The organism is Mesorhizobium sp. M0761 (genome assembly GCF_040320205.1).
GTDB lineage: Bacteria > Pseudomonadota > Alphaproteobacteria > Rhizobiales > Rhizobiaceae > Mesorhizobium.
Genome location: NZ_JAMYPF010000017.1, coordinates 97,719 through 120,021 on the forward strand (window position 1 = coordinate 97,719; position 22,303 = coordinate 120,021).

Here is a 22,303-nt window from a genome sequence, read left to right on the forward strand (position 1 = left end):
CAATCGCACCGCGCCGGGAACAAGAGTCACTGCCGTGTCACGTCAGGATCAGCACGATCTTGTACGTATCCGGGTCGACGATGACGATGCGCCCGTCGGCCAGCACGAAGTACTCATAGGATTCGTAAGCCGGGACGATCTTGACAATGCGCGCCGGCAGACGGTGCAGGCGCACTTTGTGCCGCGGCACCTCGATGCCGACCGAAATGTCGAAGTCGACGTTCTTCACCGGCTCAACCCTGGTCTCGTGGATGATCTGCGTGACCTGCGTCTTCTGCTCGACTGTCACGTTGTTGATCGAGGCCGTATTGCCCTGGTCGGTCTGAACGTTTGTGTTGCCCTGAGCGTTCTGCTCGGTGGTGGTCCCGGCCTTGCCCTGGGCCTGCTGGTCCGTGCTGGTGCCGGTCTGGCCCTGAGCGTTCTGCTCGGTGCTGGTCCCGGCCTTGCCTTGGGCCTGTTCATCCGTCTTGAGCTTGGCCTTGCCCTGAGCCTGCTTCTCGGTGCTGGTGCCGGTCTGGCCCTGAGCATTCTGCTCGGTGCTGGTCCCGGCCTTGCCCTGGGCCTGTTCATCCGTCTTGAGCTTGGCCTTGCCCTGAGCCTGCTGATCGGTCGTGGCGCCGGCCTGACCCTGAGCATTCTGCTCGGTACTGGTCCCGGCCTTGCCCTGTGCCTGTTCATCCGTCTTGAGCTTGGCTTTGCCCTGAGCCTGCTGATCGGTCGTGGCGCCAGCCTGGCCCTGTGCATTCTGATCGGTCTGTGACTTCATCTTGCCTTGCGCCTGTTCGCCGGCCTTGCCGCCCTTCTGGCAATCGGCCGCGCCAGCGGCGCAGTTGTCGCCGCCGCTCGGCTGCACAGCCTGGGTCTGGGCGATCGCGGCGCCGCACCCGACGCCAAGCGCAATCATGCTCGTGATCAACACATGTTTCATCTGCTTTCTCCTTAAAGAGTCGGTCCCTCAGCCTAGCCAACTCTGTCAAAAATACTTTGTTCCGCATTTTGCGAATAAAATCGGGCTTCTAAGAAGACCAATAAATGTAGGCAGTAGTTTTGCCAACAATCAGCTACAAATTGCATCAAAAAATTAATGCAACGCAAGATTTTTGCTTTTTTCTGAGCTTGTGATCCCATAGCGATGACACCAGCCTCACAAGCTTAGAAGTACTCCCGTCGTCATGACCAGGATGGCTACCCCGAAAACAGGCAAGAGCAACCATCGTGCCTGATGGACGCTGTTGTCCATTAACGCCTCCCACAAGTGCTGATCTCAACGATGCCGAGAACCCTGTGTTCCGCCCTGAGGAGGCTCTAGGACCTCTACAGCCTGGCACCAGACTTTGGTCCCTCTCCCTATAGTCCATTGGCCCGATGAGGCCCGGACCGAAGCCCCACGCGGGAACGCAGCCGCGAAAAGCCCGTTCGGCTTGCGGTGTGCATCAACCTCACCAACAACCACCGTATCGGAATCGAGCTCGCGCAAGATGCATGAGCGTTGATGAAGGAGAGAATCATGACGACCATGTACCAGTCGACCGCAATTGCCGGATTCTTGCTGCTCGCGAGCGCGGGCGTAGTTGCCGCTCAAGACGTCATCATCGCGCCGGAGCAGGAAACGGTTGTGCGCGAATACGTGAAAAAGCAGCCCCTTGCGTCGGTGAAGATTCCAGGTGTCGAATTGAACGTGGGGACCGCCATTCCCGACACGGTGGAACTGCATGAAGTGCCGAGCGTCAAGTATCGCTACGTTGTGGTCGACGGGCGAACCGTGCTGGTCGACCCCGGCACGCGGAAGATCGTCAAGATCATACAGTAACGCTGATCCCACCGCCGTTCCCCGCGGGTGGCGGTGGGATCATGCCCTGAAATTGCGGTTTCCCCGGCAATTCAACCTAGCGCTTGCTCGCACCATCGACCGTTCTAGATGTAGGATGGCTTAGGCATTTTTGCGCGGCCAAAGTCGCGGGGTCGGTTGAGACGTGCGCTACATTGATAGTCTCTATCAAAACTGGAACAGGCTATCGTTGGCTTGGCAGTTCATCATAGTCGGAAGCATTGGGCTGCTGTCGCTGATGCTGGTCGTCGGCCTATGGGTCACCTCGCAAATACGAGATGGAGTGATCCGCAACTCTGCAAGCACGACCGCGCTTTACGTCGACAGTGTCATCGCGCCAATCCTGCCGGATATGCGCAAAAGCCAGCAGCTCAGCGACACCGTTAAACGGGCGCTCGATGAAACCCTGGACCAGGGTGCTCTCGGCAAAAAACTGGCGTCGTTCGTGCTTTGGCGGCGTGATGGCAAGGTGCTGTACGCCAAAGACGCGGCTCTTATCGGCCAGACCTTCGAGCCAAATGCGAACTTGCTGCATGCGTTCGGTGGAAACGTGGTGGCGCAATTCAATGATCTGGACGAAAATGAAAGGAAGGAACGGAAGAGCCCCACCGCCTCGCTGCTCGAGATCTACAATCCGGTTCGAGAGCCGTGGTCGGGCGATGTTGTGGCCGTTTCCGAGTTCTACGAGATAGCCGACGATCTTCAGGGCACTTTAAACTCGGCACTATGGTCGAGCTGGCTGCTCGTGGCTGGCGCGACCGCGGTCGCCTTGGCGATGCTCTCGGGAATCGTGCTTCGCGGCAGCAGCACTATCGAAACGCAGCGTTCAGCGCTTGAGACACAAGTGGCCGAACTTCAGTTGCTTTTGGAGCAGAATTCCGCTTTGCGGGAGCGCGTCCAGCAGGCGTCGCGCCGCGCAACGGCAATCAACGAGCGTTACTTGCGTCGCATCGGGTCTGATTTGCATGACGGTCCAGCTCAGCTGGTCGCACTGGCTGCGCTGCGCATGGACAGCCCTCTGCTGCTCGATCCCGCCGCATCCCCAAGCCACCGGAAGACCGAGATCGCCGATATCCATCATACGTTGGACGAGGCGATGCGGGAGATCCGCGCCATCTGCACCGGCCTCGTGCTGCCACAGATCGAAGCTTCGACAGTCGCGGAGATATTGCGGCTTGCGGTTGCCGAACATGAACGCCGGACGGCCTCCTCCGTATCGCTTTCACTGCCATCTCGCCTGCCCGACCTGGGGACGTCCGAGAAAATAAGCATCTTTCGCTTCGCGCAGGAGGGGCTGAACAATGCCTGGCGACACGGTCTGGGCAAGGGGCAGGCTGTCAAGGCGAGAGTGACGCAGGGCAAGCTCCTCATTCAAGTGCTTGATCACGGCCCTGGATTCCAGTCGGGATCGTGTGAAGGACTTGGACTCGCCGGTATGAGGGAACGTATCGAAAGTATCGGAGGTCACTTCGAGACCTTTTCGAGCCCCAGGGGGACCCGGCTGACCATAACGCTCAACATCGAGGACCAGAAATGACCGCTCCCATAAGGATTGCCATTGTTGATGATCATCCGCTGTTTCGCGAGGGTGTGGCTCGCAGCCTCGCCGAAATCGGCGGCTTCGAAGTCGTTGGTGCGGGCGAAACCGCGACGGATGCCGAACAGCTTGCGGCCTTGGCAAATCCCGACATATTGCTGCTAGACATCAGTTTGCCGGGAGGGGGTCTGGCGGCAGCGGAAAATATTCTTGCAACTCAGCCTGACTGCAAGATCGTCATGCTCACCGTCTCGGAGGCGAACGCCGATTTGGCAACGGCGCTCAGGCTGGGCGTACGCGGATATGTGCTGAAAGGGATTGGGGCGGCATCGCTGGCCGAGGTGCTGACTTATATAGCCGCAGGAAAAAAATATGTTTCGCCGACCCTGTCAGCGCAGCTTTTGAATGAACTGATCCGGCCGGAAAAGCGCACAACCGATCTCGTTGCCAATCTCTCGGGACGCGAGCTTGGGATAATCTCCTTGGTAGGCGAAGGACTGAGCAATAAAGAAGTCGCCAAACGTCTCAACCTGCAGGAGAAAACGGTAAAACACCACATGACTCGGATATTTCAAAAGCTAAAGGTGCGAAACCGCACCGAAGCAGCCATTCTTATGCACGCGCCCAAAACGGGTCTTGTATAGGGAGATCGGGGCTTGTCTGAAGGTCGGATGCTGGTTGGCGAACCAACAGTTACAGCCCTTTCAGACGAGCAATGTCGGAGGCCCTTACGGCGCGTTCGACAATTGTCCTTCCAAGCGGATCCTTCATAGTGAAGCGGCCGGCCTCGATGCTTTCGCTGAATCCATCGCGATGCACGACCTGGATTTTGGCGCCCTGTACCGTCACCGTGTCGCCAGCGGCATTGACTTGGCTACTGGGAGCTTGGCTACCGGCGGCGTTGTCGCCGGCACCATTTTTTCCCTTTCCGTTGGCGTTGCCATTCCCGGCGTTGCCGCCTGAGCCATTACCGTTACCACTACCGTTGCCACCACCGTTACCTTTGCCATTGTTTCCGCTCTTGGCGCTGGCAGCGGCGAATTCGATCTTGTAACCGTCGACATGGCTCAACCGCAGACCAAGCACCGGCATCGTCACCGCAACCGCCGCGAATACGCGCAAGCTAAAGTACGCCCGGCGACGCACGGATGAAAACAGGGGCTGCCTTTCTCCATTCATGCCACCATCACATCATGATGTGTCACGGTATTCAAGAATGAACAGCCCAAAATTGCGGCTCACAAACGCTGAGGAAACTCTCCTTTCGTGCTTGCAGCTCGATTCTCAGACCTTCGTCTGAGTCAAATATACACCGAAGTCTGACCTACTGATCTTGGGCCGCGCCGACGGATGTCGCAATAAAATCCGCGGTGACAAGGCTCGTCACCGGTAGGGATCGGCAGCGAGGCGCGAGCGCCTGCGCACGCAGACGCTCGCGGCAAGTCTGCGGCGGCATACGGTTAGCGCATGTTTGCCGTCGAAACGGTGCATATGCCGTTCCTTCCCCGGATTGCGATCAGGCGCGATTGGCGAAGTCGCGGACAACCCGCTGCAGCAGCGGCATGTAGTCGCGAAATGCCCGGGTCTTCATGTTGGCGATCTTGCCGGCCTCGTCCCAGATGCGGACCCGAACCGCTTCCTCGTGGAACGGGTTCTTGCGGAACTCGGCCACCTCTTCGGCGTTCATCGGCCCGCCTTGCAGCGACAGCGTGTGGACCGAGGCCTGCGACAGCCTGCCGAAATAGGTCGGGTCGGTAGCGCAGAGGTAGCGCTTGACCGCGACATGCAGCCTGACGCATTCGACGATCACCGGTGGAAAGAACGGCGCCAGCACCTCGCCGCCGGCTTCGTCATGATGCTTGTCCTCGATATCGTCGGGCGAATAGGTGCCGAACTCGCTGGTGTAGTGGCCGATATCGTGCAGCAGTGCTGCCGCCACCAGCACATCAGGCGCGCCGTCCTTTTCGGCGAACCAGGCGCCCTGCAACATGTGCTCCGACATGGTGACGGGTTCGCCGAGATAGGATTCCGCCCCTCGGCGTTCGAAAATATCGGCGATGAATTCGACGATGGTGTCCGCGTTCAAATCCTGGCTGCTCATTCCGCGGCTTCCTTGAACTCGTGTTCAATCGCCGACAGCGTCGACAAAAGGCCATCCTTGTCGGCGTAGCAGCCCTGCAGCCAGCGCTTGCCGGCGCCGGAGAATTGCTTGCGGGCATGCATGACGCGGGTGTTGTCGACGATGAAGGCCTGGCCTGCCTCGAGCTTGAAGGTCACTTCGAAGGACGGATCCTCGATCAGTTCGGCAAACCGGCGATAGGCGGCGTAGTAGGCCTCCATCTCCGCGAACGGCACATCGACCGTCGGCGCCAGCGAGCGGTTGTTGAAGCGGATGGCGATGAGTTCGCCATCCGGCCCGAGCTCGATCATCGGCCGCTTGGCCTGCAATCGCACGCCCGACGACCCCGCATATCCGAAACGCGCCGGGTATGAACTCAACAGCCGGAAGCCTTCGGGGTTTTCTGCCTGCAGCGCGGCCGCCGCGGCAAAACCATCGACGACGCTGGATTCGCCGCCCTCCACGGTGTTTTCGATGCAGGACAGGATCTGCAAGGTCGGCACCGGATCGCGATAGGGACTGTCGGTATGCGCCTGCAGGCCAAGATTGGTGTAGGCCAGATTGGTTGGATTGACCTCGGCGCGCACCTCGAACCATCGGCCGTAATTGGTCTCCCTGATATAGCCGAACAGATCGGACACTTTGCACAGCGCCCCGGATTCGGGCGGCAAATCGTCCATCACCGCGAAGCCGTAGGTCTTCACCGCCGACAGCCATTGCCGCAAGACGGCGCGGTCGCGGCTGGCAGCGAGATAGCCGGCGCGCGGCACCGAATTCTGCATAGAGGCCCTGGTCCATCGCACGGTGCCCTCGCCTGTCCAGCCGGGCTGTCGGGCGGCATCGCGGTCATAGGCATTGGCGCTCAGCCATGCCGCAGGAAAGCGCACCGTCTTTCCCTCCGGTTCGAAACTGACTTCAAGCGCATCGCCCTTGATCGCGGCTGCGCCGATCTGCGTTTGCGCCGGAATGTCGAGAATGGTGATCAGCCGCTGGCCGTTGCCGGCGCTGCGCGTCTTGTCGTCGAGCGCATTGTCGCGCAACCACACGGCGTGAAAGCGAGTGCGCGCGCCGTCCTTCCACCCGAGGTCGATCGTTCTTCCTTCGTCGCCGATCAGCACCTGGGTAAGCATGGAGATCCGTTCCTGTCCGCTGCGCCCCGCAGCCAACTCCGCAGGGTTTCCGGTTGCATCGTGATGATGTTGAAGGCATAACTCAAATTATCATTTTGCGGCCAAAGGCCATAAACTGTTTATGACTGAAACAACCTTGCCCTTGCCCCCGCTTGACTGGCTGCGGAGTTTCGAGGCCGCCGCGCGGCTGTCGAATTTCACCGCCGCCGCGGCCGAGCTTGGCCTGACCCAGGCTGCGGTCAGCCAGCACATCCGTTCTCTCGAAGAGCGGTTGAAGCAGCCGCTGTTCATCCGCCTGGCGCGCGGCGTCGAATTGACGCCGGAGGGTGCCGCCTACCTGCCGCATCTGCAATCGGCCTTTGCCGTGATCGCCAACAGCACGCGCGAGCTGTTCGAACCCAAGACCGTCCAGAGCGTGACGATACGCTCGCCGATCTCGTTTGCCGTGCTGATGATCGCGCCAAAGCTGCCGCAAATGGCCAAGGACCTGCCCTTCGTCCAGCTGCAGATCGAGACCATCCACACACCGGCCGATTACGGCGAGCGCTTTGTGGGTCTCGACATCCGATTCGACATTGGCTCCGGCTCCTTTGCCGGACGGCAGGCCGACCGCCTCACCCGCGAAACCTTGACGCCGATGGCGTCGCCAAATATCGCAAAGGCCAAGGATTGGACAGGATTGCCGAGACTTACAGTGGTCGGCGCGCGGGAAATGTGGGGCGAGTGGTTCGCCGTCGCCCGGATGAAGCCGGCGCTCGGGCCCACGCACAAATTCGACAGTTTCGTTACCGCACTGGAGGCGGCGAAGCACGGCGCCGGCATGGTGCTGGGATCGCGACCGTTGGCCGACGCGGCACTGCGCGAAGGATCTCTCGTCACCCTGTCCGGCTTTACGCTGTCGAGCGGTGCCGGCCACTATCTGACCGCACCTTCGGGCGCGCATCTGAGCCCGGCCGAAGAAGCGGTCCGCCGCTGGTTCGCAACGGTCTTCGGCGTCCCGATTTCCCGATAAGCCCCTGAATACGCGGCAAACTATTGGACGACGTGACGCGGCGCATAATTTGTCGCGATACTGCGCCAGGCCGGACGTCAAGCTTCGGCAGGGTTCCGCTCGCTACAGGCGGCCAGGAAAAATCGCGGAGGAAATTCAATGCTCGACAAGGCCCCCAACAAGAAGCTTTCCGACCTGCTCGATCGCTTCGGCGCGGCACTCACCGCCGGCGACATCGACAAGGCGGTCGCCTGCTTCCAGGAGGATTGTTACTGGCGCGATCTCGTCACCTTCACCTGGAACATCAAGACGATGGAAGGCCGCGATCAGGTGCGCGACATGCTGGTCAGCCAGTTGGCCAGGACCAAACCGTCGAACTGGGCGATCGCCAAGGGCGAGGATGCCACGGAAAGCGACGGCGTGCTCGACGGCTGGATCAGTTTCGAAACGTCTGTCGCGCGCGGCTTCGGCCACATCCGGCTGAAGGACGGCAAGATCTGGACGCTGCTCACCACCATGGTCGAGCTCAAGGGCCATGAGGAGCCGGCCGGTTTCGACCGCCCGCTCGGCGCCAAGCACGGCCATGGCAAGAACCGCCCGACCTGGAAGGAGGAGCGCGAGAAGGAAGCCGCCGAACTCGGCTTCAAGACGCAGCCCTATACGCTCATCATTGGCGGCGGCCAGGGCGGCATCGCGCTCGGCGCCCGGCTGCGGCAACTCGGCGTGCCCACCATCATCGTCGAGAAGAACGAGCGTGCCGGCGACAGCTGGCGCAAGCGCTACAAGTCGCTGTGCCTGCACGACCCGGTCTGGTACGACCATCTGCCCTATATCGACTTCCCCAAGAACTGGCCGGTCTTCGCGCCCAAGGACAAGATCGGCGACTGGCTGGAAATGTACGCCAAGGTGATGGAGCTGAATTACTGGTCATCGACCGAGGCCAAGAGCGCCGTTTATGACGACAAGAAAAAGGAATGGACCGTTGTCGTGCGCCGCGACGGCAAGGACATCACGCTGAAGCCGAAACAATTGGTGCTGGCCACGGGGCAATCCGGCAAGGCCAACATGCCGAACTTCAAGGGCATGGACACATTCAAGGGCGACCAGCATCACTCCTCGAAGCATCCGGGACCCGATGCCTATGTCGGCAGACAAGCTGTCGTCATCGGCTCGAACAACTCCGCCCACGACATTGCAGCAGCCCTTTGGGAGGCCGGCGCCGACGTCACCATGGTGCAGCGCTCGACCACGCATATCGTCAAGTCGGACACGCTGATGGAGATCGGCCTGGGCTCGCTCTATTCGGAAAAGGCGGTCGCGAGCGGCATGACCACCGCCAAGGCCGACCTCGTCTTCGCCTCCCTGCCCTACAAGATCCTGCACGAATTCCAGATCCCGGCCTATGCCGAGATGAAGAAGCGGGACGACAAATTCTACAAGGGCCTGGAAAAGGCCGGCTTCATGCTTGACTGGGGCGATGACGGCTCCGGCCTGTTCATGAAATATCTGCGGCGCGGCTCGGGCTATTACATCGATGTCGGCGCCTCCGACCTGATCATCGACGGGTCGATCAAGTTGAAAAGCGGTGTCGACGTGAAGGAGATCAAGGAGCACTCCGTTCTGCTCTCCGACGGATCGGAACTGCCGGCCGATCTCATCGTCTACGCCACCGGCTACGGTTCGATGAATGGCTGGGCGGCCGATTTGATCTCACGGGAGGTCGCGGACAAGGTCGGCAAATGCTGGGGCCTCGGCTCCAACACCACCAAGGACCCAGGCCCCTGGGAAGGCGAGCTGCGCAACATGTGGAAGCCGACGCAGCAGGAGGCGCTGTGGTTCCATGGCGGCAATTTGCACCAGTCGCGCCATTACTCCCAGTTCCTGGCGCTGCAGCTGAAGGCGCGCATGGAAGGCATCGCCACGCCGGTCTACGCGCTGCAAGAGGTTCACCACAAGGGTTAGGCAGCGCCGCCGATGCGCTTCCAGTAGATGAGCGTGCCGGTCAGCCCGCCATGCGGTTTCAGGGCAAAGTCCGGTATTTCGCCAGTGAGCGTGAAGCCGAGTTTTTCGTAAAGGCCGGAAGCGCCCTCCTCGGTTGCGGTGTCCAGCACCAGAAGCGTGCGGCCTTTCTCGACGGCGAGCGTTTCGGCCGCCCGCATCAGCCGGCTCGCTATGCCCTTGCCGCGGTGTTCGACGCGGGTCATGAGCTTGGCGATCTCGGCCCGGTGCGGCTGATTGACCGGAAAGTCGAGCAGCAAGGTGACGGTGCCGACCAACGCGTCGCCATACCAAGCGCCCAGCACCGCTCTTTCGCCTCTCTCTGCTGCCATCAACGAGTTGCTCCAGAAAGTTTCCGCCGCTTGCCTGGATAAGGGATGCATGAAGCTGACGGAGCCGCCGGCCGCGACCGTCTCGATCAGGAGGTCGGCCAGCATGTCGCGTGTTCCCGCAGTCAGCGACCTGATTTCGATGGGACTCACCTGCACTTTCCCTTGCTAATCCAGACGCGCGACGCGGCGCCGCTTTCGTCTCGCCTTGATCGCGGCGATGCGATCGGTGTCTTTCGGCTGCAGATGCAGCCCGCGTTCGAGGATTTCGAGCGTGTATTCCTCATAGGTCAGGCCAAGCCGCTCGGCCTTTTCCATGCGCATCAGCATCACGTCACGGCTTGGCGCCTTCCACGCCTGGGCATGCGCTGCCTGCCAGGCCAGGAAGATGTAGGGATCGCCCTTGCCCCATGGCGGGCCCTTGTAATCATCGAGCGGCGGTCCGCCATTGTCGGAGCGCTTGGGACGTCTTGCCACGATTTCAGCCCCTGACCAGCGCGACCAGATAGTCGGCGGGCAGCTGCCCGACGGCATGGAACGTGCAGTCCGACGGCGCGCCGAGCGCCAGGCAGTCGCCGGGCTCGAGCCTGTGCACGACATCGCCCTCGGTGAACTCAAGTCGCCCGGAGATCAGCCACATCTGCTGCTTGATGAAGGCATAGGACGCCGCCGGGAAACTCACACTGGCGCCCGCCGGCAACTGCACCCGGATCAATTCGAGCGGCATGTCGGAGACCGGCGACAGATGCCGCCGGACATAGCCCGTACCGGGGTCGCTCCAGACCGGTTGCTCACTCTCGCGCAGCAGGCCGCCACCTTGCTGCTCGGCGCGTGCAATCAGCGTCGACAGCGTCATGCCGAAAGCAGCGGCGATGCGCACCAGCAGCGCGGCCGTCGGGCTGGTCATGCCGCGCTCGATGGTGCTGAGCATGGCTTTGGAGACGCCGGAGCGGTTCGCCAGGTCGGCCAACGACCAGTCCCGCAAGGCTCTTTCGGCGTGGATTCGTCTGCCTATCGTGGCCGACATGTCATTCGCTATATCAGTCATTCGTCCAATATATCGAATCTTCGGATTGGGGGAAGAGGACGGCCGGTTGAATTTTCGCTGACGGGTTAACCCCTGCTACACCATCCCGCATCACGCCACCTTAACCCCGTCTGTGTAGGATCGAGGCTCCACGGGAATGGGATCGGATCGTATGTTTGTCGAGCGCGAAGCCTCCGTCGGCGAACCGACCTCGCAGGAGCGCCGCCGCGCAGAGCAGAGCGACAGGCGCATTCTCGGCAACGTCGTGCAGTGCGACGGTGCGCGCGCCACCATCAGCGCCTATGCCGACGACATCGAAGGCGCGGTCACCGGCCTGTGGACCGTCGGCAAGATGATCTCCATCAATCTCGGGACATCGCGCACCGTTGGTCTGGTCTACGAAATCGGCAAGTCGGATCGCGCCTGGAGCAATGAGGGACAAAACCCCATCGAGGTCAGCGTCGAGCTGATCGGCGAAGTGCGCGACGGCGCCGAACCGGGGGCCAAACCGGTGTTCGACCGCGGCATCACCACCTATCCTCATATCGGCGCCATAGCGCACCGCATCCGTACCCGTGATCTGCAGGCGGTCTACGATCTCGCCGGGCGTCATTCGATCACCATCGGTACGCTGTCGCAGGATGAGTCGATCGACGCCAACATCGCCATCGACGACACGCTGGCGCGCCATTTTGCGGTTGTCGGCACAACCGGCGTCGGCAAATCCACCGCCATCTCGCTGCTGCTGCGCAAATCGATCGCCGCCCGGCCCGATCTGCGAATCCTCATTCTCGATCCGCACAATGAATTCGCGGCATCCCTGCCTGAGTTCTGCGTCCGGGTCGATTCCAAGACGCTTGATCTGCCGTTCTGGATGTTCAGGCTCGAAGAATTCGCCGAAGTGCTGTTTCGCGGCCGAGAGATCGTGCCGGAAGAAGTCGATGTCCTGCGCGACCTGATCCCCGCCGCCAAGAACCTCTATCGCAATCCCAATTCAGGCTCTTACGTGCGCCGCGGCAGCGATGCGCTGACCGCCGACACGCCGGTGCCCTACCGCATGGTCGATCTCATCAAGCAGATCGACGAGCGCATGGGCCTCCTGGAAAGCAAGAACGACCGCCCGACGCTGAAATCGCTGAAGACGCGCATCGAGTCCGCCGCGTCCGACCCGCGCTATCGCTTCATGTTCAATTCGCGGCTGATCGAGGACACGATCCACGAGACGATCGGCAATATTTTCCGTGTGCCGCATCATGGCCGCCCGGTGACCTGCTTCGAGATGGCCGGCATGCCGTCCGAAGTGGTCAACTCCGTCTGTTCGGTGCTGGCTCGGCTCGCCTTCGACCTTGCGCTGTGGAGCGAGGGCCGGCTGAAGCTGTTGCTGCTGTGCGAGGAAGCGCACCGCTATATGCCGGCCGATCCGCGCCTAGGCTTCGCCCCGACAAGGCATGCACTGTCGCGCATCGCCAAGGAAGGCCGCAAATATGGCTGCTATCTCGGCGTCGTCACCCAGCGCCCGGGTGAACTCGATCCGACCATCCTGTCGCAATGCTCGACCTTCTTCGCCATGCGGCTGGCCAATGAGCAGGACCAGGCAATCATCCGCTCGGCGATCGCCGATTCCTCCGCCTCGACGCTGGCCTTCCTGTCCTCCATGGGCCAGCGCGAAGCCATCGCCTTCGGTGAAGGCGTGGCGACGACCATGCGGCTGAAGTTCGAAAAACTGGCGGAGAACCTGATCCCCGGCACCGCCAAGCGAGAGCAGGACGAGTTCTCGCAGGACGGCAACGACGTCGATCTCGCCGCCATCGTCGAGCGGCTGCGCAACGTCCCGAAACCGCAGCAGCAGATGGCCTTCGCCGAAGCAGTGGATTCCGGCCGCCAGGCCGGCGATCCCGATTACCGCAAGCCGGCCACCGCCCAGCGCATCCAGCCCGACGACGATTTCGACCTGCGCTACGGCCTCAAGCCCACAACCTTCGGCATGCGCCCGCAGAACGATTGACCTTCAGCGTAGCGACTTTTTTGCCGGCCAATTGAGAAGCCGCCGGAGCGCCAGGGCTCGGCTTCGTTGGCCCGCTTGGGCAAAATCCCGAAAGGGAATTCATCAGGCCGGATTGAATGGCGTGGCTTTCGAGAAGCCGGAGCGGAGCGGACATTTAGTCCGTGAGCACCGGAAGTCGAGAAAGCCACGTCAGGCAACCGGCCTCATGAATTCTTCTTCGGGATTTTAGGCGCAGACGCGGTTGCGGCCTTGCCTCTTCGCCTCGTAGAGCTGGCGGTCGGCGCGGCGGTAGAATTCCTCGGCGGTTTCCTTCCGATCCCAGACGGCGAGTCCGACGCTGGTGGTGATCTTGAGGCGGACATTGCCCGACAGCACCGACATGTTGGCAATCGCCTTGCGGATGCGTTCGGCGAACTTGCCCAACAACTCCGCATCCATGTTGGGGGTGACGACGGCGAACTCCTCGCCGCCGAGCCGCGCCACCACGTCGTGATAGCGCGTCATGCCTTTGAGGCAATTGGCGACTGCCCTCAGCACCTCGTCGCCGACATCGTGGCCATGCGTGTCGTTGACCTGCTTGAAATGATCGAGGTCGAGGATCATCAGCCCGACGGGCTTTTCGATGCGGCGGAATTCCTCGAGATATTCCTTCAGCGCATCGTCGAAATAGCGCCGGTTCTGCATGCCGGTAAGGCCGTCGGTCAATGCCGCATGCTGCAGCGTTTCCGAGCGGGCGCTGAGCGAAACCGTCATGGCGCGCAGCTTGCCCTCTTCCGTCGCCTGCCTACGGATCAACGGGTAGATGAAGAACACGCCGAAGAACAGCGCTGTCGCCAGCAGCACCCCGGTGACAAACAGCAGCGTGTTGAGATAAGCGATCCTCTCGACCCGGGAAGTCGTATCGTGACCGACCGCGATGGACTGCAATTGACCATAGGCATAAAGCGTCACCAGGCCTGCGGCCAGGATCACGAAAATAAAGACGAAAAATGCGGATTCCGCCTTGTGGAAACGCATCTGCTCCCCGTTGGAAAAGTACCCCCCGGATCTATGGCATGCCGGCGCCTTACGGACGGTTAATCCAGACAACCGGAGCGGGAATGTTCATTCCTACTTCTGTTTCTTTAATTGTATTAGCAGCACGAAAATCAAATCACGGCTTGCAGGCCGTCGCCGGGCCGCAATCTCAGCCATTCCGGTCCCAGCTGATGGCGAAACCACGTCGTTTGCCGTTTGGCATATTGCCGCGTCGCTGCCTTGCAGCGCTCGATGGCCTGAGGAAAGCTGATGTCACCGGCCATGGCGGCCGAAAGTTCGCGAACGCCGATCGCCTTCATCGCCGGCAGCTCGGGATCGAGGCCAAGCGCCGCAAGCCGTTTGACCTCATCGAGCGCGCCGAGATCGAGCATGCGGTCGAACCTTGTTTCGATCCGCTCGACAAGGGCGGCGCGGTCCGGCTCGATAACGAAGAACCGAGCGCTGTCGCGGTCGATCAGCGGCCGGCCGCGCGCTGCCTGCCATTCGAGGATGGAGCGGCCGGATGCATCGAGCACCTCCAGCGCCCGCACGATGCGCTGGCCGTCGGTCGGCTTCAGCTGCATGGCGACCGCCGAATCCTCATGCATCAGGATGCGGTGCAGCTTGGCTGCGCCTTGCTCCTTTAACTCGTAGCGCCAGCGGTCGCGTACCTGCTGCGGAATGTCGGGCATTTCCGAAATGCCCTCGGCAAGTGCGCGAAAATAGAGCCCGGTGCCGCCGACGAAAATCACCGGACGTTCAAAGGCGGCGTCGTCGGGCTGTCGGGCGAGCGTGCCGTCATCGATCAGCTTCATCACGTCGCGCAGCCAGGCGCCGGTGGAATAGGCGGTGGAGGGATGCACGTGGCCATAGAGAAAGTGCGGCGCGCGGCCGAGTTCGGCGGCGCTCGGCCGCGCCGTCAGCACATCGAGCACCGAATAGCCCTGCATGGAATCGGTGTTGACGATGACGCCGCCCTTGCGCTCGGCGAGATCGAGCGCCAGCGCCGACTTGCCGCTGGCTGTCGGCCCGGCTATCAGGATCGCGTCCTTCACGCGGCCCTCGCCCGCCTGCCCGCCCTCGCCTAGCTGCTTGGAAGTCTCGATGCCGCTCATTGCCACGCTTGTGTCCCACCCCCTCCGCCGCGCGATGTCGGCCTCGCTTGCGAATATGGCCTCACGGTCGGTCGGCGCAAGCGCTGTTCGCTGGCTGGGCGAAGGCGTCGCCTGCGACCTGGTGCTGCCCGAGGGTGCGGAAGCCGCTGAGGCAAGTGCCGCCTTGCGCTTGGCACTTGGCTCCGAGCCGGTCGACGTGATCGTTCAGCAGGCCGAAAGCCGCCGCAAGACAATCCTGCTTGCCGATATGGATTCAACCATGATCGACCAGGAATGCATCGACGAACTCGCCGACGAGATCGGCGTCAAGGACCGCGTCGCCGCCATCACCGCACGCTCGATGAACGGCGAGATCGCTTTCGAGCCGGCGCTGCGTGAACGCGTGGCGCTGCTGAAAGGCCTCGATACGGCCGTCGTCGACCGCATCATCGCGAACCGCCTGACGCTGGCGTCGGGCGGCCGCGCCATGGTGCGGACGATGCGCGCCAATGGCGCCTGGACGGCGCTTGTCTCCGGCGGCTTCGACGTCTTCACCAGCCGTGTCGCCGCCATGCTCGGCTTCCAGGAAAACCGTGCCAACCGCCTGATCGAGGAGAACGGGCGCTTTGCCGGCCTCGTCGCCGAGCCGATCCTCGGCCGCGCCGCCAAGGCCGATGCGCTGAGCGAGATTTCGGCCCGCCTCGGCCTGACGCCATTCGATGCGATTGCGGTCGGCGACGGCGCCAACGACCTCGACATGATCCGCCTGGCCGGCACCGGTGTCGCGCTCCACGCGAAGCCGGCCGTTGCTGCCGAAGCCAAGGTCCGCATCGACCATGGCGATCTCACCGCACTGCTTTATCTCCAGGGCTACCGCCAGGAAGAGTTCGCCCAATGAAACCGATGCGCACCGAGCGCCTCATCCTGCGCAACTGGGAAGAGCGCGACCGCGAACTATTCCATCGCATCAACTCCGACGAGCGGGTGATGGAATTTTTTCCGTTCCGCCGCGACCGCGCCGAGACGGATGCCAAGATGGACGAGTTTCGGGGCTGGATCGCCGAGGACGGCTTTGGTTTTGCCGCCGCCGAGATCGCCGCGACTGGGGAATGCATCGGCTTCGTCGGCCTCTTAAAGACCGATCACGTGCCGTCCCTGCCCTCCGATACGATCGAGATCGGCTGGCGGTTGGCGCCGGAATTCTGGCGAAAGGGCTATGTCACGGAGGCCTCCGAAGCCTGGCTCGCCTTTGGCTTCGAGACGCTTGACCGGGACGAGATCGTCTCCTTCGCCGTCGCGGCCAACCGCCGCTCGACGGCCGTCATGGAGCGTCTTGGCATGAGCCCTGACCCGGCTCGCGATTTCGACCACCCATCCATCCCTGACAGCCACCCGCACCTCAAGCGGCATGTCCTCTACACCCTGTCGCGCAAGGACTGGCAGGCAAGAAAAAGGGCGGCTAACTAGCCGCCCTTTTCATTTCGAAATCAGATCGTTGCAGGCCTGACCGGACTCAATCCATCCGGATCGTCACGAAGCGCAACTCGCCTGTCTTGGACGCCAGCATCAAGAGCGCATTCTTGCGGCCCTGCTCCTTCAGCGCGCCGATCCGGTCCATCACGTCCTTCGGGGTCGCGACCGATTCCTGGGCGATTTCGGTGATCACCTCGCCGGTCTGGATGCCGCGCTCGGCGGCGGCCGAATCCTTGGTGACGTCGGTGATGACGACGCCGGAGACGTCGGCCGCGATGCCGAATTTTTTCCGTGTGTCGTCATTGAGCTCGCCGACGGTCATGCCGAGCACCGAGGCCGTGGAGACCGCGGGCGCCTTGTCGCCGCCCTTGTCCTCATCGGTAGTGCCGTCCTCACCGGCAGCGACCTTCTCGCCGTCCTCAAGCCGGCCGAGCGTCACCTTCACCGTCTGCTCGACGCCCTTGCGCACGATGATCACGTCGACCGCCTTGCCGACCGGGCTTTCCGCCACGACGCGCGGCAGGTCGCGCATTTCATGGATGTCCTTGCCATCGAACTTGATGATGACGTCGCCGGCGAGAATTGTGCCGTTGTCGACCGGTCCGCCCTTGATGACGCCGGCCACCAGCGCGCCCTTGGCGGTCGCCATGCCGAGGCTCTCGGCGATGTCGTCGGTCACCGGCTGTATGCGCACGCCGAGCCAGCCGCGACGGGTCTCGCCGAACTGGCGCAGCTGGTCGACGACGCCCGAGGCAAGCTGCGAGGGGATGGAGAAACCGATGCCGATCGAGCCGCCCGACGGCGAGATGATCGCCGTGTTGATACCGATGACCTCGCCCAGGCTGTTGAACAGCGGCCCGCCGGAATTGCCGCGGTTGATGGCGGCGTCGGTCTGGATGAAGTCGTCGTAGGGGCCGGAATTGATGTCGCGGTTGCGGGCCGAGACGATGCCGACCGTCACCGTGCCGCCAAGGCCGAACGGATTGCCGATCGCCATCACCCAGTCGCCGACGCGCATCTTGTTGGAATCGCCGAATTTCACCGCCATCAGCTTGTGGCCCTTCGGGTCGACCTTGAGCACCGCCACGTCGGTCTTGGTGTCGGTGCCGACCAGCGTCGCCTTCAGCGTCACGCCGTCGGAGAAATTCACCTCGATGTCGTCTGCATCGGCGATGACGTGGTTGTTGGTGACGACAATGCCTTGCTCGGCGTCGACCACGAAGCCGGAGCCCAGCGACTGTACCTTTTGCGCGCCGCCATCCTTGTCGCCGCCACGGTTCTTGAAGAAGTCGTCGAAGAAATCCTGGAACGGCGAACCCTCGGGCAGCTGCGGCATCGGCACCGCGCCCGGACCTTCCGTGCCCTTCACGGTCTGCGAGGTCGAGATGTTGACCACCGCACCGAGCAGGCCTTCGGCGAGGTCGGCAACCGAAGCCGGTCCGTCCGCGGCCATCGTCGGCGTCACGAAAGCTGGAACGGCAAGCGCGCCGACCAGAAGTGCCGCAGCACCTGCGATGAACGTCCGCCGCGCCGCGCGCAGAAGGGTGTTGGATGTCATCGAAAGCCTCCCGGATTGCAGAAAAGAAAAGCGCTTCGGCAAAACGCCGCGTCGCGTCATGTTGGCAAGAAATACGGCACGTTTGCGGCTATGGCCACATCAGGAGGATAAATCCTCCGTTACACCTTAGAGCGGTTCGCCGTTTCGCGGAAACGGCGAACCGTTCAATCCCTTTGCTTTTACGCAATTCCGGACGGAAAACCGCTCACACTTTCCTGGAATTGCAGATCAGCGGTCCTCAGCCACGCACCAACCAGACGATGCCGACGCCGATGGCGATCGCCACCAGCCCGACGATGCGCAGCGCAATTTCCGGCGTCGTCAGCACTTCGCCGGCAAGACGTTTGGCAAGGCCGGGAAAGCCGCCATAGACCAGGCCCTCGACAACGAGGACCAGGCCTATGGCCGCAAGGAAATCCTGCACCGCCCTACTGGGCGGGTGCAGGTTGTGCAGCCGGCGCGGCAGGTGCCGTCGCCGGAGCCGCAGGTGTCGCCGGCTTCGCGTCCGTACCGTCCGGATTGCGGAAGAAGCGGAAGAACTCCGAGTTCGGCGAAAGCACCATCGTCGTCCCGGAGTTGTCCAGCGCCGTGCCATAGGCATTCATCGACCGGTAGAAGTCGAAGAACGCCGGATCGCGTTTGTAGGCGTCGGCAAAGGTCGCACTGCGCTGGGCTTCACCTTCACCACGCAGGATTTCCGATTCCTTGCGCGCCTCGGCGACGATTTCCACCACTTCGCGGTCGGCGCGGGCGGTAATGCGCTGCGCGGCCTCTTTGCCGCGCGCTCTCAGCCGTTCGGCCTCGGCCAAACGTTCGGCCTTCATGCGGTCGAAGGTCTGCTGCGAAACCTCGGCCGTCAGATCGGTTCGGCGGATGCGCACATCCTCGATCTGCAGGCCGAGCGAGGTGGCGTCGGGCCGAAGCTGATCGCGCACTTCTCGCATCATCACGGCCCGCTCTTCCGAGAGCGCCGCCTCGAAGTCGCGCAGACCGTAGACACGGCGCAGCGCCGCATCGAGACGCGTCCTCAGTCGTGCTTCGGCCAGTGTGATCTGGCCGGACACGGCTGAGCGGAACACCCGCGGATCCGAGATGCGGTACGCGATGAAAGCGTCGACCTCGTAGAACTTGCCGCCCGAAACCTGGACGCGGATGTTGTCGAGATCGAAGCGCAGCACCCTGTTTTCGATCAACTGCACGCTGTCGGCGTCGAAGAAGGCGAAAGGCGCCTTGAAATAGATGCCGGGTTCATTCTTCACGTCGACGATCTCGCCGAACCGCAGCACGAGCGCCTGCTGGCGCGCGTTGACCACGAAGACCGAGGAGTAGAGCAGGAACAGAAGCACGGCCGCGATGACCGCGATGATGGGAAGACGATTGGCCATCACTGGGCTCCTCCCGTGGTCGCAGGCGGCGGCGCCTTCGGCTGCAGTGCCGGCAGCGGCAGATAGGGAACGACCCCTTGTCCATTGCCCTGTTCGACGATGACCTTGTTGGATTCCTTCAGCACCTTTTCCATCGTTTCCAGATAAAGCCGCCGGCGCGTCACATCGGGCGCCTTGGCGTATTCGTCATAGACCGAGATGAAGCGCTGCGCCTCACCTTCGGCTTCCTGGACGACACGGTTCTTGTAGGCTGCCGCGTCCTCGCGGATCTGCGCCGCGGCGCCACGCGCCTGGCCGAGCTTCTGGTTGGAATACTGGTTGGCCTGCTCGACGAACTTGTCTTCGTCCTGCTCGGCGCGCTGCACTTCGTCGAACGCGTCGGCCACTTCACGCGGCGGCGCCGCGTCCTCGATCGAAACTGCGTTGACGTTCAGGCCGGCCTTGTAGCCGTCCAGCGTCGTCTGGATGATTTCACGCACCGACGCCGCAATGCCCTGACGGTCGTCGCGGAAGATGTCCTGGGCCGGTCGCCGGCCGACCGCTTCGCGCATGGCGCTCTCTGCGACCTGCTGCAGCATGCCTTCTGGGTCGGAGACGTCGAACAGATAGGCCCGGGGATCGGAGACCTGATAGGCCACCGAAAACTGGACGTTGACGATGTTCTGGTCGCCGGTAAGCATCAGCCCCGACGAGTTGCCGCTCGTCGCGCCGCCACCACCGATATCGACGAGTTGTTCGGCGATGTTGGCCGTCTCGACGGTTTCGACCGGCCACCAATGGAAATGCAGACCCGGCTGCGACAGCTCCGCCTTCGGCTTGCCGAAGCGCAGCTCGACCGCAACCTCGTCCGGCTGCACGGTGTAGACCGCCTTGAACGCCCACAGCACGATCAGAGCCGCTGCGATCAGCGCAAAGACGGCCGGGCTGGCGCCGCCGCCACCGGGCAGCGCGCGCCGCAGCCGGTCCTGGCCGCGGCGGATGATGTCTTCGAGATCGGGAGGTGACCCCGGCGGGCCGCTAGGCCCCTTCGGTCCCTGCCCCCAGGGTCCCTGATTGTTGCCGCCGCCGCCCCATGGGCCGCCGCCACCGCCGCTCTTGTCGTTCCAGGGCATGAATGTCCTTTCGCTTGGAATTCCCTCGGCGCCGGCGTTGCGGCGCAAAATCCAGTTGTTCTTCTATAGGGACGCAGCGATGCGCTTTCAACGCGATCCGCTGCCGAGCATGTCCGTTTTGGACGTTCGCGACCCTTTTATCGTCTCAATGCACGCCGCGGCGTCGCTCGTAAACCGAATAGCGCGTCGCATGGCTGTCCTTTTCACCGGCCGGAACGTCCTGAGCGCTGACAAGGCGCCACAAATCCGGATCGATGTCGGGAAAATGCGCGTCGCCATCGACCGTCGCCAGCACATGGGTGACGTGCAGCCGGTCTGCCAGCGGCAGCGCCTGCGCATAGATCTCGCCGCCGCCGATGACGCAGATTTCGTCGACGCCGGCCATGCAACGCCCGCGCACCGTGGCCAGCTGGATCGCTGCCTCCAGCGAGTGCGCCACCTCGATGCCCTCGGCGCGCCAGGCCTTGTCGCGGGTCACCACGATGTTCAATCGGCCCGGCAGCGGCCGGCCGATGCCTTCATAAGTCTTGCGGCCCATGATGACGGGCTTGCCCATCGTATCGGCCTTGAAGCGCTTGAGATCGGTGGACAGCCGCCACGGCAAGCCGCCGTCGCGCCCGATGACGCCGTTCTGAGCAATGGCGACATAGATTGCGACGTCCATCAGTTGGCTTCCCCGGCGCCGTCATCCGACGGCTCCAAAAGCAATATGTCGATGTTGTGCTCGGGATAGAAATCCTGCGCCTTCGTCTCGAAGGTCGTCGGCCCAACCTTCTTGACATTGCCGCCGCAAAACGAGATCAGCGCTTTCGGGTTGCCCTTGTCGACGGTCAGCTTGAACTTGCCGATGCTGCCATTGGCCCAGTTGCCGCCGGTGGTCAGGATATAGGCAATGCGGTTCTCGTAAAAATGCGGATAACCGTCGGCCTTGGCGGCCTGCCGCACCGCATTCTCGAAGCTGTCGTCCATGCAGTAGCGGGTCTTGTAGTTCGTGTACTGGCTGCCCTCGGTGAACTTGCCGTCATAGAAGAAACTCACCGATGACGTGCCGCCGACGCTCGGTTTGTAGCGGTGCGAGACGTGGACATCCTTGTTGGCCGGAAATATCGCGCGCCACCAATAGGTCGAGCGCAACTGCCACCACGGCGTATAGACCTTGTTCGCCTTGGTACCGTCGCTGCCCGTATCCTCGATGATGATGCCGCGGTTTTCCCAATCCTCGGCGACCGTTTTCGGCAGCTTCGCCAGGGCCGCCTTGGCCGCATCGCCGAACGGATTGAACGGCACGTTCTGCGCCTTCAGATCGGCGCCGATATCGATGCCGACAGCAAACACTTTCTGCTCGAGCTGCGGCTTTGCCGGCGCTCCGTCGATCGTCACCTCGAAGCCAAGGAAATTGTCGCTCTGGTTTTCCGGGATGGCCGGCATTTCCTCCGGATTGCCTTCGATGTCCGGCAGCGGAAAAGCGACGATGGCATTTACATCCTTGTCGGTGTTGTTGTGGAAGACGTAGTCGACCGTGATCTTTTCCGGCGAGATATAGAGGTCCTCGCTTTGCATCGACACCGCGTCGCTACGCGACAGGATCAGGCCACCTGTGCCGAGTTCGGCGGTCGTATCATTGGCCAGCGCGGGCACAGCTAAAAGGGCCAGCGCTACGGACAGAACATATTGCAACATCGAAGCCCCTCGCCAAGAAT

23 protein-coding genes are annotated in these 22,303 nt (G+C 62.3%); 8 read left to right on the forward strand and 15 right to left on the reverse strand.

Going from position 1 to position 22,303, the window contains the following annotated elements; translation table 11 throughout:
• Positions 1-37 precede the first annotated feature (37 nt).
• On the reverse strand, positions 38-928 hold the full coding sequence (locus tag NKI32_RS24110) for a DUF1236 domain-containing protein (protein WP_353003888.1): 891 nt from the start codon (positions 926-928) through the stop codon (positions 38-40).
• 579 nt (positions 929-1,507) lie between these two features.
• Between NKI32_RS24110 and NKI32_RS24115 the strand changes: the two genes are divergently transcribed.
• From NKI32_RS24115 to NKI32_RS24125, 3 genes are all read left to right on the forward strand, one after another.
• Positions 1,508-1,810, forward strand: coding sequence for a DUF1236 domain-containing protein (locus tag NKI32_RS24115; protein ID WP_023731684.1), 303 nt, complete (start codon positions 1,508-1,510; stop codon positions 1,808-1,810).
• Positions 1,811-1,973: 163 nt separating this feature from the next.
• On the forward strand, positions 1,974-3,365 hold the full coding sequence (locus NKI32_RS24120) for a sensor histidine kinase (protein ID WP_023690914.1): 1,392 nt from the start codon (positions 1,974-1,976) through the stop codon (positions 3,363-3,365).
• Positions 3,362-4,009 carry a LuxR C-terminal-related transcriptional regulator gene (locus NKI32_RS24125; RefSeq protein ID WP_023668347.1) on the forward strand — a complete coding sequence of 216 codons (648 nt, stop codon included), beginning with the start codon at positions 3,362-3,364 and terminating at the stop codon, positions 4,007-4,009. Before NKI32_RS24120 ends, NKI32_RS24125 begins: the two co-directional genes overlap by 4 nt.
• A gap of 49 nt (positions 4,010-4,058) precedes the next feature.
• On the opposite strand, the gene NKI32_RS24130 is transcribed toward NKI32_RS24125, so the two are convergent.
• The 3 genes from NKI32_RS24130 to tmpA form a co-directional block, all read right to left on the reverse strand.
• Positions 4,059-4,487, reverse strand: coding sequence for a hypothetical protein (locus NKI32_RS24130; RefSeq protein ID WP_353003890.1), 429 nt, complete (start codon positions 4,485-4,487; stop codon positions 4,059-4,061).
• Between the two features lie 394 nt (positions 4,488-4,881).
• Positions 4,882-5,466 carry a (R)-1-hydroxy-2-trimethylaminoethylphosphonate oxygenase gene (gene tmpB / locus NKI32_RS24135; protein WP_353003892.1) on the reverse strand — a complete coding sequence of 195 codons (585 nt, stop codon included), beginning with the start codon at positions 5,464-5,466 and terminating at the stop codon, positions 4,882-4,884.
• Positions 5,463-6,614 carry a 2-trimethylaminoethylphosphonate dioxygenase gene (gene tmpA, locus NKI32_RS24140; protein ID WP_353003895.1) on the reverse strand — a complete coding sequence of 384 codons (1,152 nt, stop codon included), beginning with the start codon at positions 6,612-6,614 and terminating at the stop codon, positions 5,463-5,465. Before tmpA ends, tmpB begins: the two co-directional genes overlap by 4 nt.
• A gap of 121 nt (positions 6,615-6,735) precedes the next feature.
• Between tmpA and NKI32_RS24145 the strand changes: the two genes are divergently transcribed.
• Together NKI32_RS24145 and NKI32_RS24150 are read left to right on the forward strand one after the other, a co-directional pair.
• A complete protein-coding gene (locus NKI32_RS24145; protein ID WP_353003897.1) occupies positions 6,736-7,626 on the forward strand; it encodes a LysR family transcriptional regulator in 891 nt (296 codons plus the stop codon).
• A 138-nt stretch (positions 7,627-7,764) separates the two neighbouring features.
• Complete coding sequence (locus NKI32_RS24150) at positions 7,765-9,567, forward strand: NAD(P)/FAD-dependent oxidoreductase (protein WP_023703001.1); 1,803 nt, start codon at positions 7,765-7,767, stop codon at positions 9,565-9,567.
• Here the strand turns inward: NKI32_RS24150 and NKI32_RS24155 are convergent.
• The 3 genes from NKI32_RS24155 to NKI32_RS24165 are packed head-to-tail and all read right to left on the reverse strand — an operon-like array spanning position 9,564 to position 10,980.
• Positions 9,564-10,085, reverse strand: coding sequence for a GNAT family N-acetyltransferase (locus tag NKI32_RS24155; RefSeq protein ID WP_023690909.1), 522 nt, complete (start codon positions 10,083-10,085; stop codon positions 9,564-9,566). The two genes, NKI32_RS24150 and NKI32_RS24155, sit on opposite strands and share 4 nt — an antisense overlap.
• Positions 10,086-10,100: 15 nt before the next feature.
• On the reverse strand, positions 10,101-10,409 hold the full coding sequence (locus tag NKI32_RS24160; protein ID WP_353003901.1) for a hypothetical protein: 309 nt from the start codon (positions 10,407-10,409) through the stop codon (positions 10,101-10,103).
• Between the two features lie 4 nt (positions 10,410-10,413).
• Positions 10,414-10,980 (reverse strand): helix-turn-helix domain-containing protein, encoded by a 567-nt coding sequence (locus NKI32_RS24165; RefSeq protein ID WP_352536195.1) that lies wholly within the window; start codon positions 10,978-10,980, stop codon positions 10,414-10,416.
• Between the two features lie 151 nt (positions 10,981-11,131).
• Between NKI32_RS24165 and NKI32_RS24170 the strand changes: the two genes are divergently transcribed.
• Entirely contained in the window at positions 11,132-12,964 is a 1,833-nt protein-coding gene (locus NKI32_RS24170) for an ATP-binding protein (RefSeq protein WP_353003903.1), read from the forward strand.
• A gap of 225 nt (positions 12,965-13,189) precedes the next feature.
• Here NKI32_RS24170 and NKI32_RS24175 read toward each other — a convergent pair whose 3' ends face one another.
• Both NKI32_RS24175 and miaA read right to left on the reverse strand, forming a co-directional pair.
• A complete protein-coding gene (locus tag NKI32_RS24175) occupies positions 13,190-13,981 on the reverse strand; it encodes a GGDEF domain-containing protein (RefSeq protein WP_023690907.1) in 792 nt (263 codons plus the stop codon).
• A 131-nt stretch (positions 13,982-14,112) separates the two neighbouring features.
• Positions 14,113-15,096 carry a tRNA (adenosine(37)-N6)-dimethylallyltransferase MiaA gene (gene miaA / locus NKI32_RS24180; protein ID WP_353003906.1) on the reverse strand — a complete coding sequence of 328 codons (984 nt, stop codon included), beginning with the start codon at positions 15,094-15,096 and terminating at the stop codon, positions 14,113-14,115.
• Here miaA and serB point away from each other — a divergent pair.
• Complete coding sequence (serB, locus tag NKI32_RS24185) at positions 15,086-15,973, forward strand: phosphoserine phosphatase SerB (protein ID WP_353003908.1); 888 nt, start codon at positions 15,086-15,088, stop codon at positions 15,971-15,973. The genes miaA and serB overlap by 11 nt on opposite strands.
• A complete protein-coding gene (locus tag NKI32_RS24190; RefSeq protein ID WP_023699045.1) occupies positions 15,970-16,542 on the forward strand; it encodes a GNAT family N-acetyltransferase in 573 nt (190 codons plus the stop codon). The genes serB and NKI32_RS24190 overlap by 4 nt, the downstream gene beginning before the upstream one ends.
• A gap of 46 nt (positions 16,543-16,588) precedes the next feature.
• Here NKI32_RS24190 and NKI32_RS24195 read toward each other — a convergent pair whose 3' ends face one another.
• From NKI32_RS24195 to NKI32_RS24220, 6 genes are all read right to left on the reverse strand, one after another.
• The gene (locus NKI32_RS24195) at positions 16,589-18,106 is read right to left on the reverse strand and encodes a DegQ family serine endoprotease (protein ID WP_353003910.1); all 1,518 of its coding nucleotides are present in this window, start codon (positions 18,104-18,106) and stop codon (positions 16,589-16,591) included.
• Between the two features lie 238 nt (positions 18,107-18,344).
• Entirely contained in the window at positions 18,345-18,530 is a 186-nt protein-coding gene (locus tag NKI32_RS24200; RefSeq protein ID WP_353003913.1) for a DUF2065 domain-containing protein, read from the reverse strand.
• A gap of 4 nt (positions 18,531-18,534) precedes the next feature.
• The gene (hflC, locus tag NKI32_RS24205; RefSeq protein WP_023733844.1) at positions 18,535-19,491 is read right to left on the reverse strand and encodes a protease modulator HflC; all 957 of its coding nucleotides are present in this window, start codon (positions 19,489-19,491) and stop codon (positions 18,535-18,537) included.
• Positions 19,491-20,603: an FtsH protease activity modulator HflK gene (gene hflK / locus NKI32_RS24210; RefSeq protein ID WP_353003916.1), complete on the reverse strand. Its 1,113-nt coding sequence runs from the start codon at positions 20,601-20,603 to the stop codon at positions 19,491-19,493. The genes hflC and hflK overlap by 1 nt, the downstream gene beginning before the upstream one ends.
• A 145-nt stretch (positions 20,604-20,748) precedes the next feature.
• The gene (locus NKI32_RS24215; RefSeq protein ID WP_023744629.1) at positions 20,749-21,267 is read right to left on the reverse strand and encodes a dihydrofolate reductase; all 519 of its coding nucleotides are present in this window, start codon (positions 21,265-21,267) and stop codon (positions 20,749-20,751) included.
• Positions 21,267-22,283 carry a DUF4424 domain-containing protein gene (locus NKI32_RS24220; protein WP_353003919.1) on the reverse strand — a complete coding sequence of 339 codons (1,017 nt, stop codon included), beginning with the start codon at positions 22,281-22,283 and terminating at the stop codon, positions 21,267-21,269. Before NKI32_RS24220 ends, NKI32_RS24215 begins: the two co-directional genes overlap by 1 nt.
• Positions 22,284-22,303: the final 20 nt, after the last annotated feature.

Bases quoted from the DNA above. Each gene is read 5' to 3' on its own strand.
- NKI32_RS24110 (WP_353003888.1), bottom strand. From the start codon at position 928: ATGAAACATGTGTTGATCACGAGCATGATTGCGCTTGGCGTCGGGTGC.
- NKI32_RS24115 (WP_023731684.1), top strand. From the start codon at position 1,508: ATGACGACCATGTACCAGTCGACCGCAATTGCCGGATTCTTGCTGCTC.
- NKI32_RS24125 (WP_023668347.1), top strand. From the start codon at position 3,362: ATGACCGCTCCCATAAGGATTGCCATTGTTGATGATCATCCGCTGTTT.
- tmpB (WP_353003892.1), bottom strand. From the start codon at position 5,466: ATGAGCAGCCAGGATTTGAACGCGGACACCATCGTCGAATTCATCGCC.
- tmpA (WP_353003895.1), bottom strand. From the start codon at position 6,614: ATGCTTACCCAGGTGCTGATCGGCGACGAAGGAAGAACGATCGACCTC.
- NKI32_RS24145 (WP_353003897.1), top strand. From the start codon at position 6,736: ATGACTGAAACAACCTTGCCCTTGCCCCCGCTTGACTGGCTGCGGAGT.
- NKI32_RS24150 (WP_023703001.1), top strand. From the start codon at position 7,765: ATGCTCGACAAGGCCCCCAACAAGAAGCTTTCCGACCTGCTCGATCGC.
- NKI32_RS24165 (WP_352536195.1), bottom strand. From the start codon at position 10,980: ATGACTGATATAGCGAATGACATGTCGGCCACGATAGGCAGACGAATC.
- NKI32_RS24170 (WP_353003903.1), top strand. From the start codon at position 11,132: ATGTTTGTCGAGCGCGAAGCCTCCGTCGGCGAACCGACCTCGCAGGAG.
- NKI32_RS24175 (WP_023690907.1), bottom strand. From the start codon at position 13,981: ATGCGTTTCCACAAGGCGGAATCCGCATTTTTCGTCTTTATTTTCGTG.
- serB (WP_353003908.1), top strand. From the start codon at position 15,086: ATGCCGCTCATTGCCACGCTTGTGTCCCACCCCCTCCGCCGCGCGATG.
- miaA (WP_353003906.1), bottom strand. From the start codon at position 15,096: ATGAGCGGCATCGAGACTTCCAAGCAGCTAGGCGAGGGCGGGCAGGCG.
- NKI32_RS24190 (WP_023699045.1), top strand. From the start codon at position 15,970: ATGAAACCGATGCGCACCGAGCGCCTCATCCTGCGCAACTGGGAAGAG.
- NKI32_RS24195 (WP_353003910.1), bottom strand. From the start codon at position 18,106: ATGACATCCAACACCCTTCTGCGCGCGGCGCGGCGGACGTTCATCGCA.
- hflC (WP_023733844.1), bottom strand. From the start codon at position 19,491: ATGGCCAATCGTCTTCCCATCATCGCGGTCATCGCGGCCGTGCTTCTG.
- hflK (WP_353003916.1), bottom strand. From the start codon at position 20,603: ATGCCCTGGAACGACAAGAGCGGCGGTGGCGGCGGCCCATGGGGCGGC.
- NKI32_RS24215 (WP_023744629.1), bottom strand. From the start codon at position 21,267: ATGGACGTCGCAATCTATGTCGCCATTGCTCAGAACGGCGTCATCGGG.
- NKI32_RS24220 (WP_353003919.1), bottom strand. From the start codon at position 22,283: ATGTTGCAATATGTTCTGTCCGTAGCGCTGGCCCTTTTAGCTGTGCCC.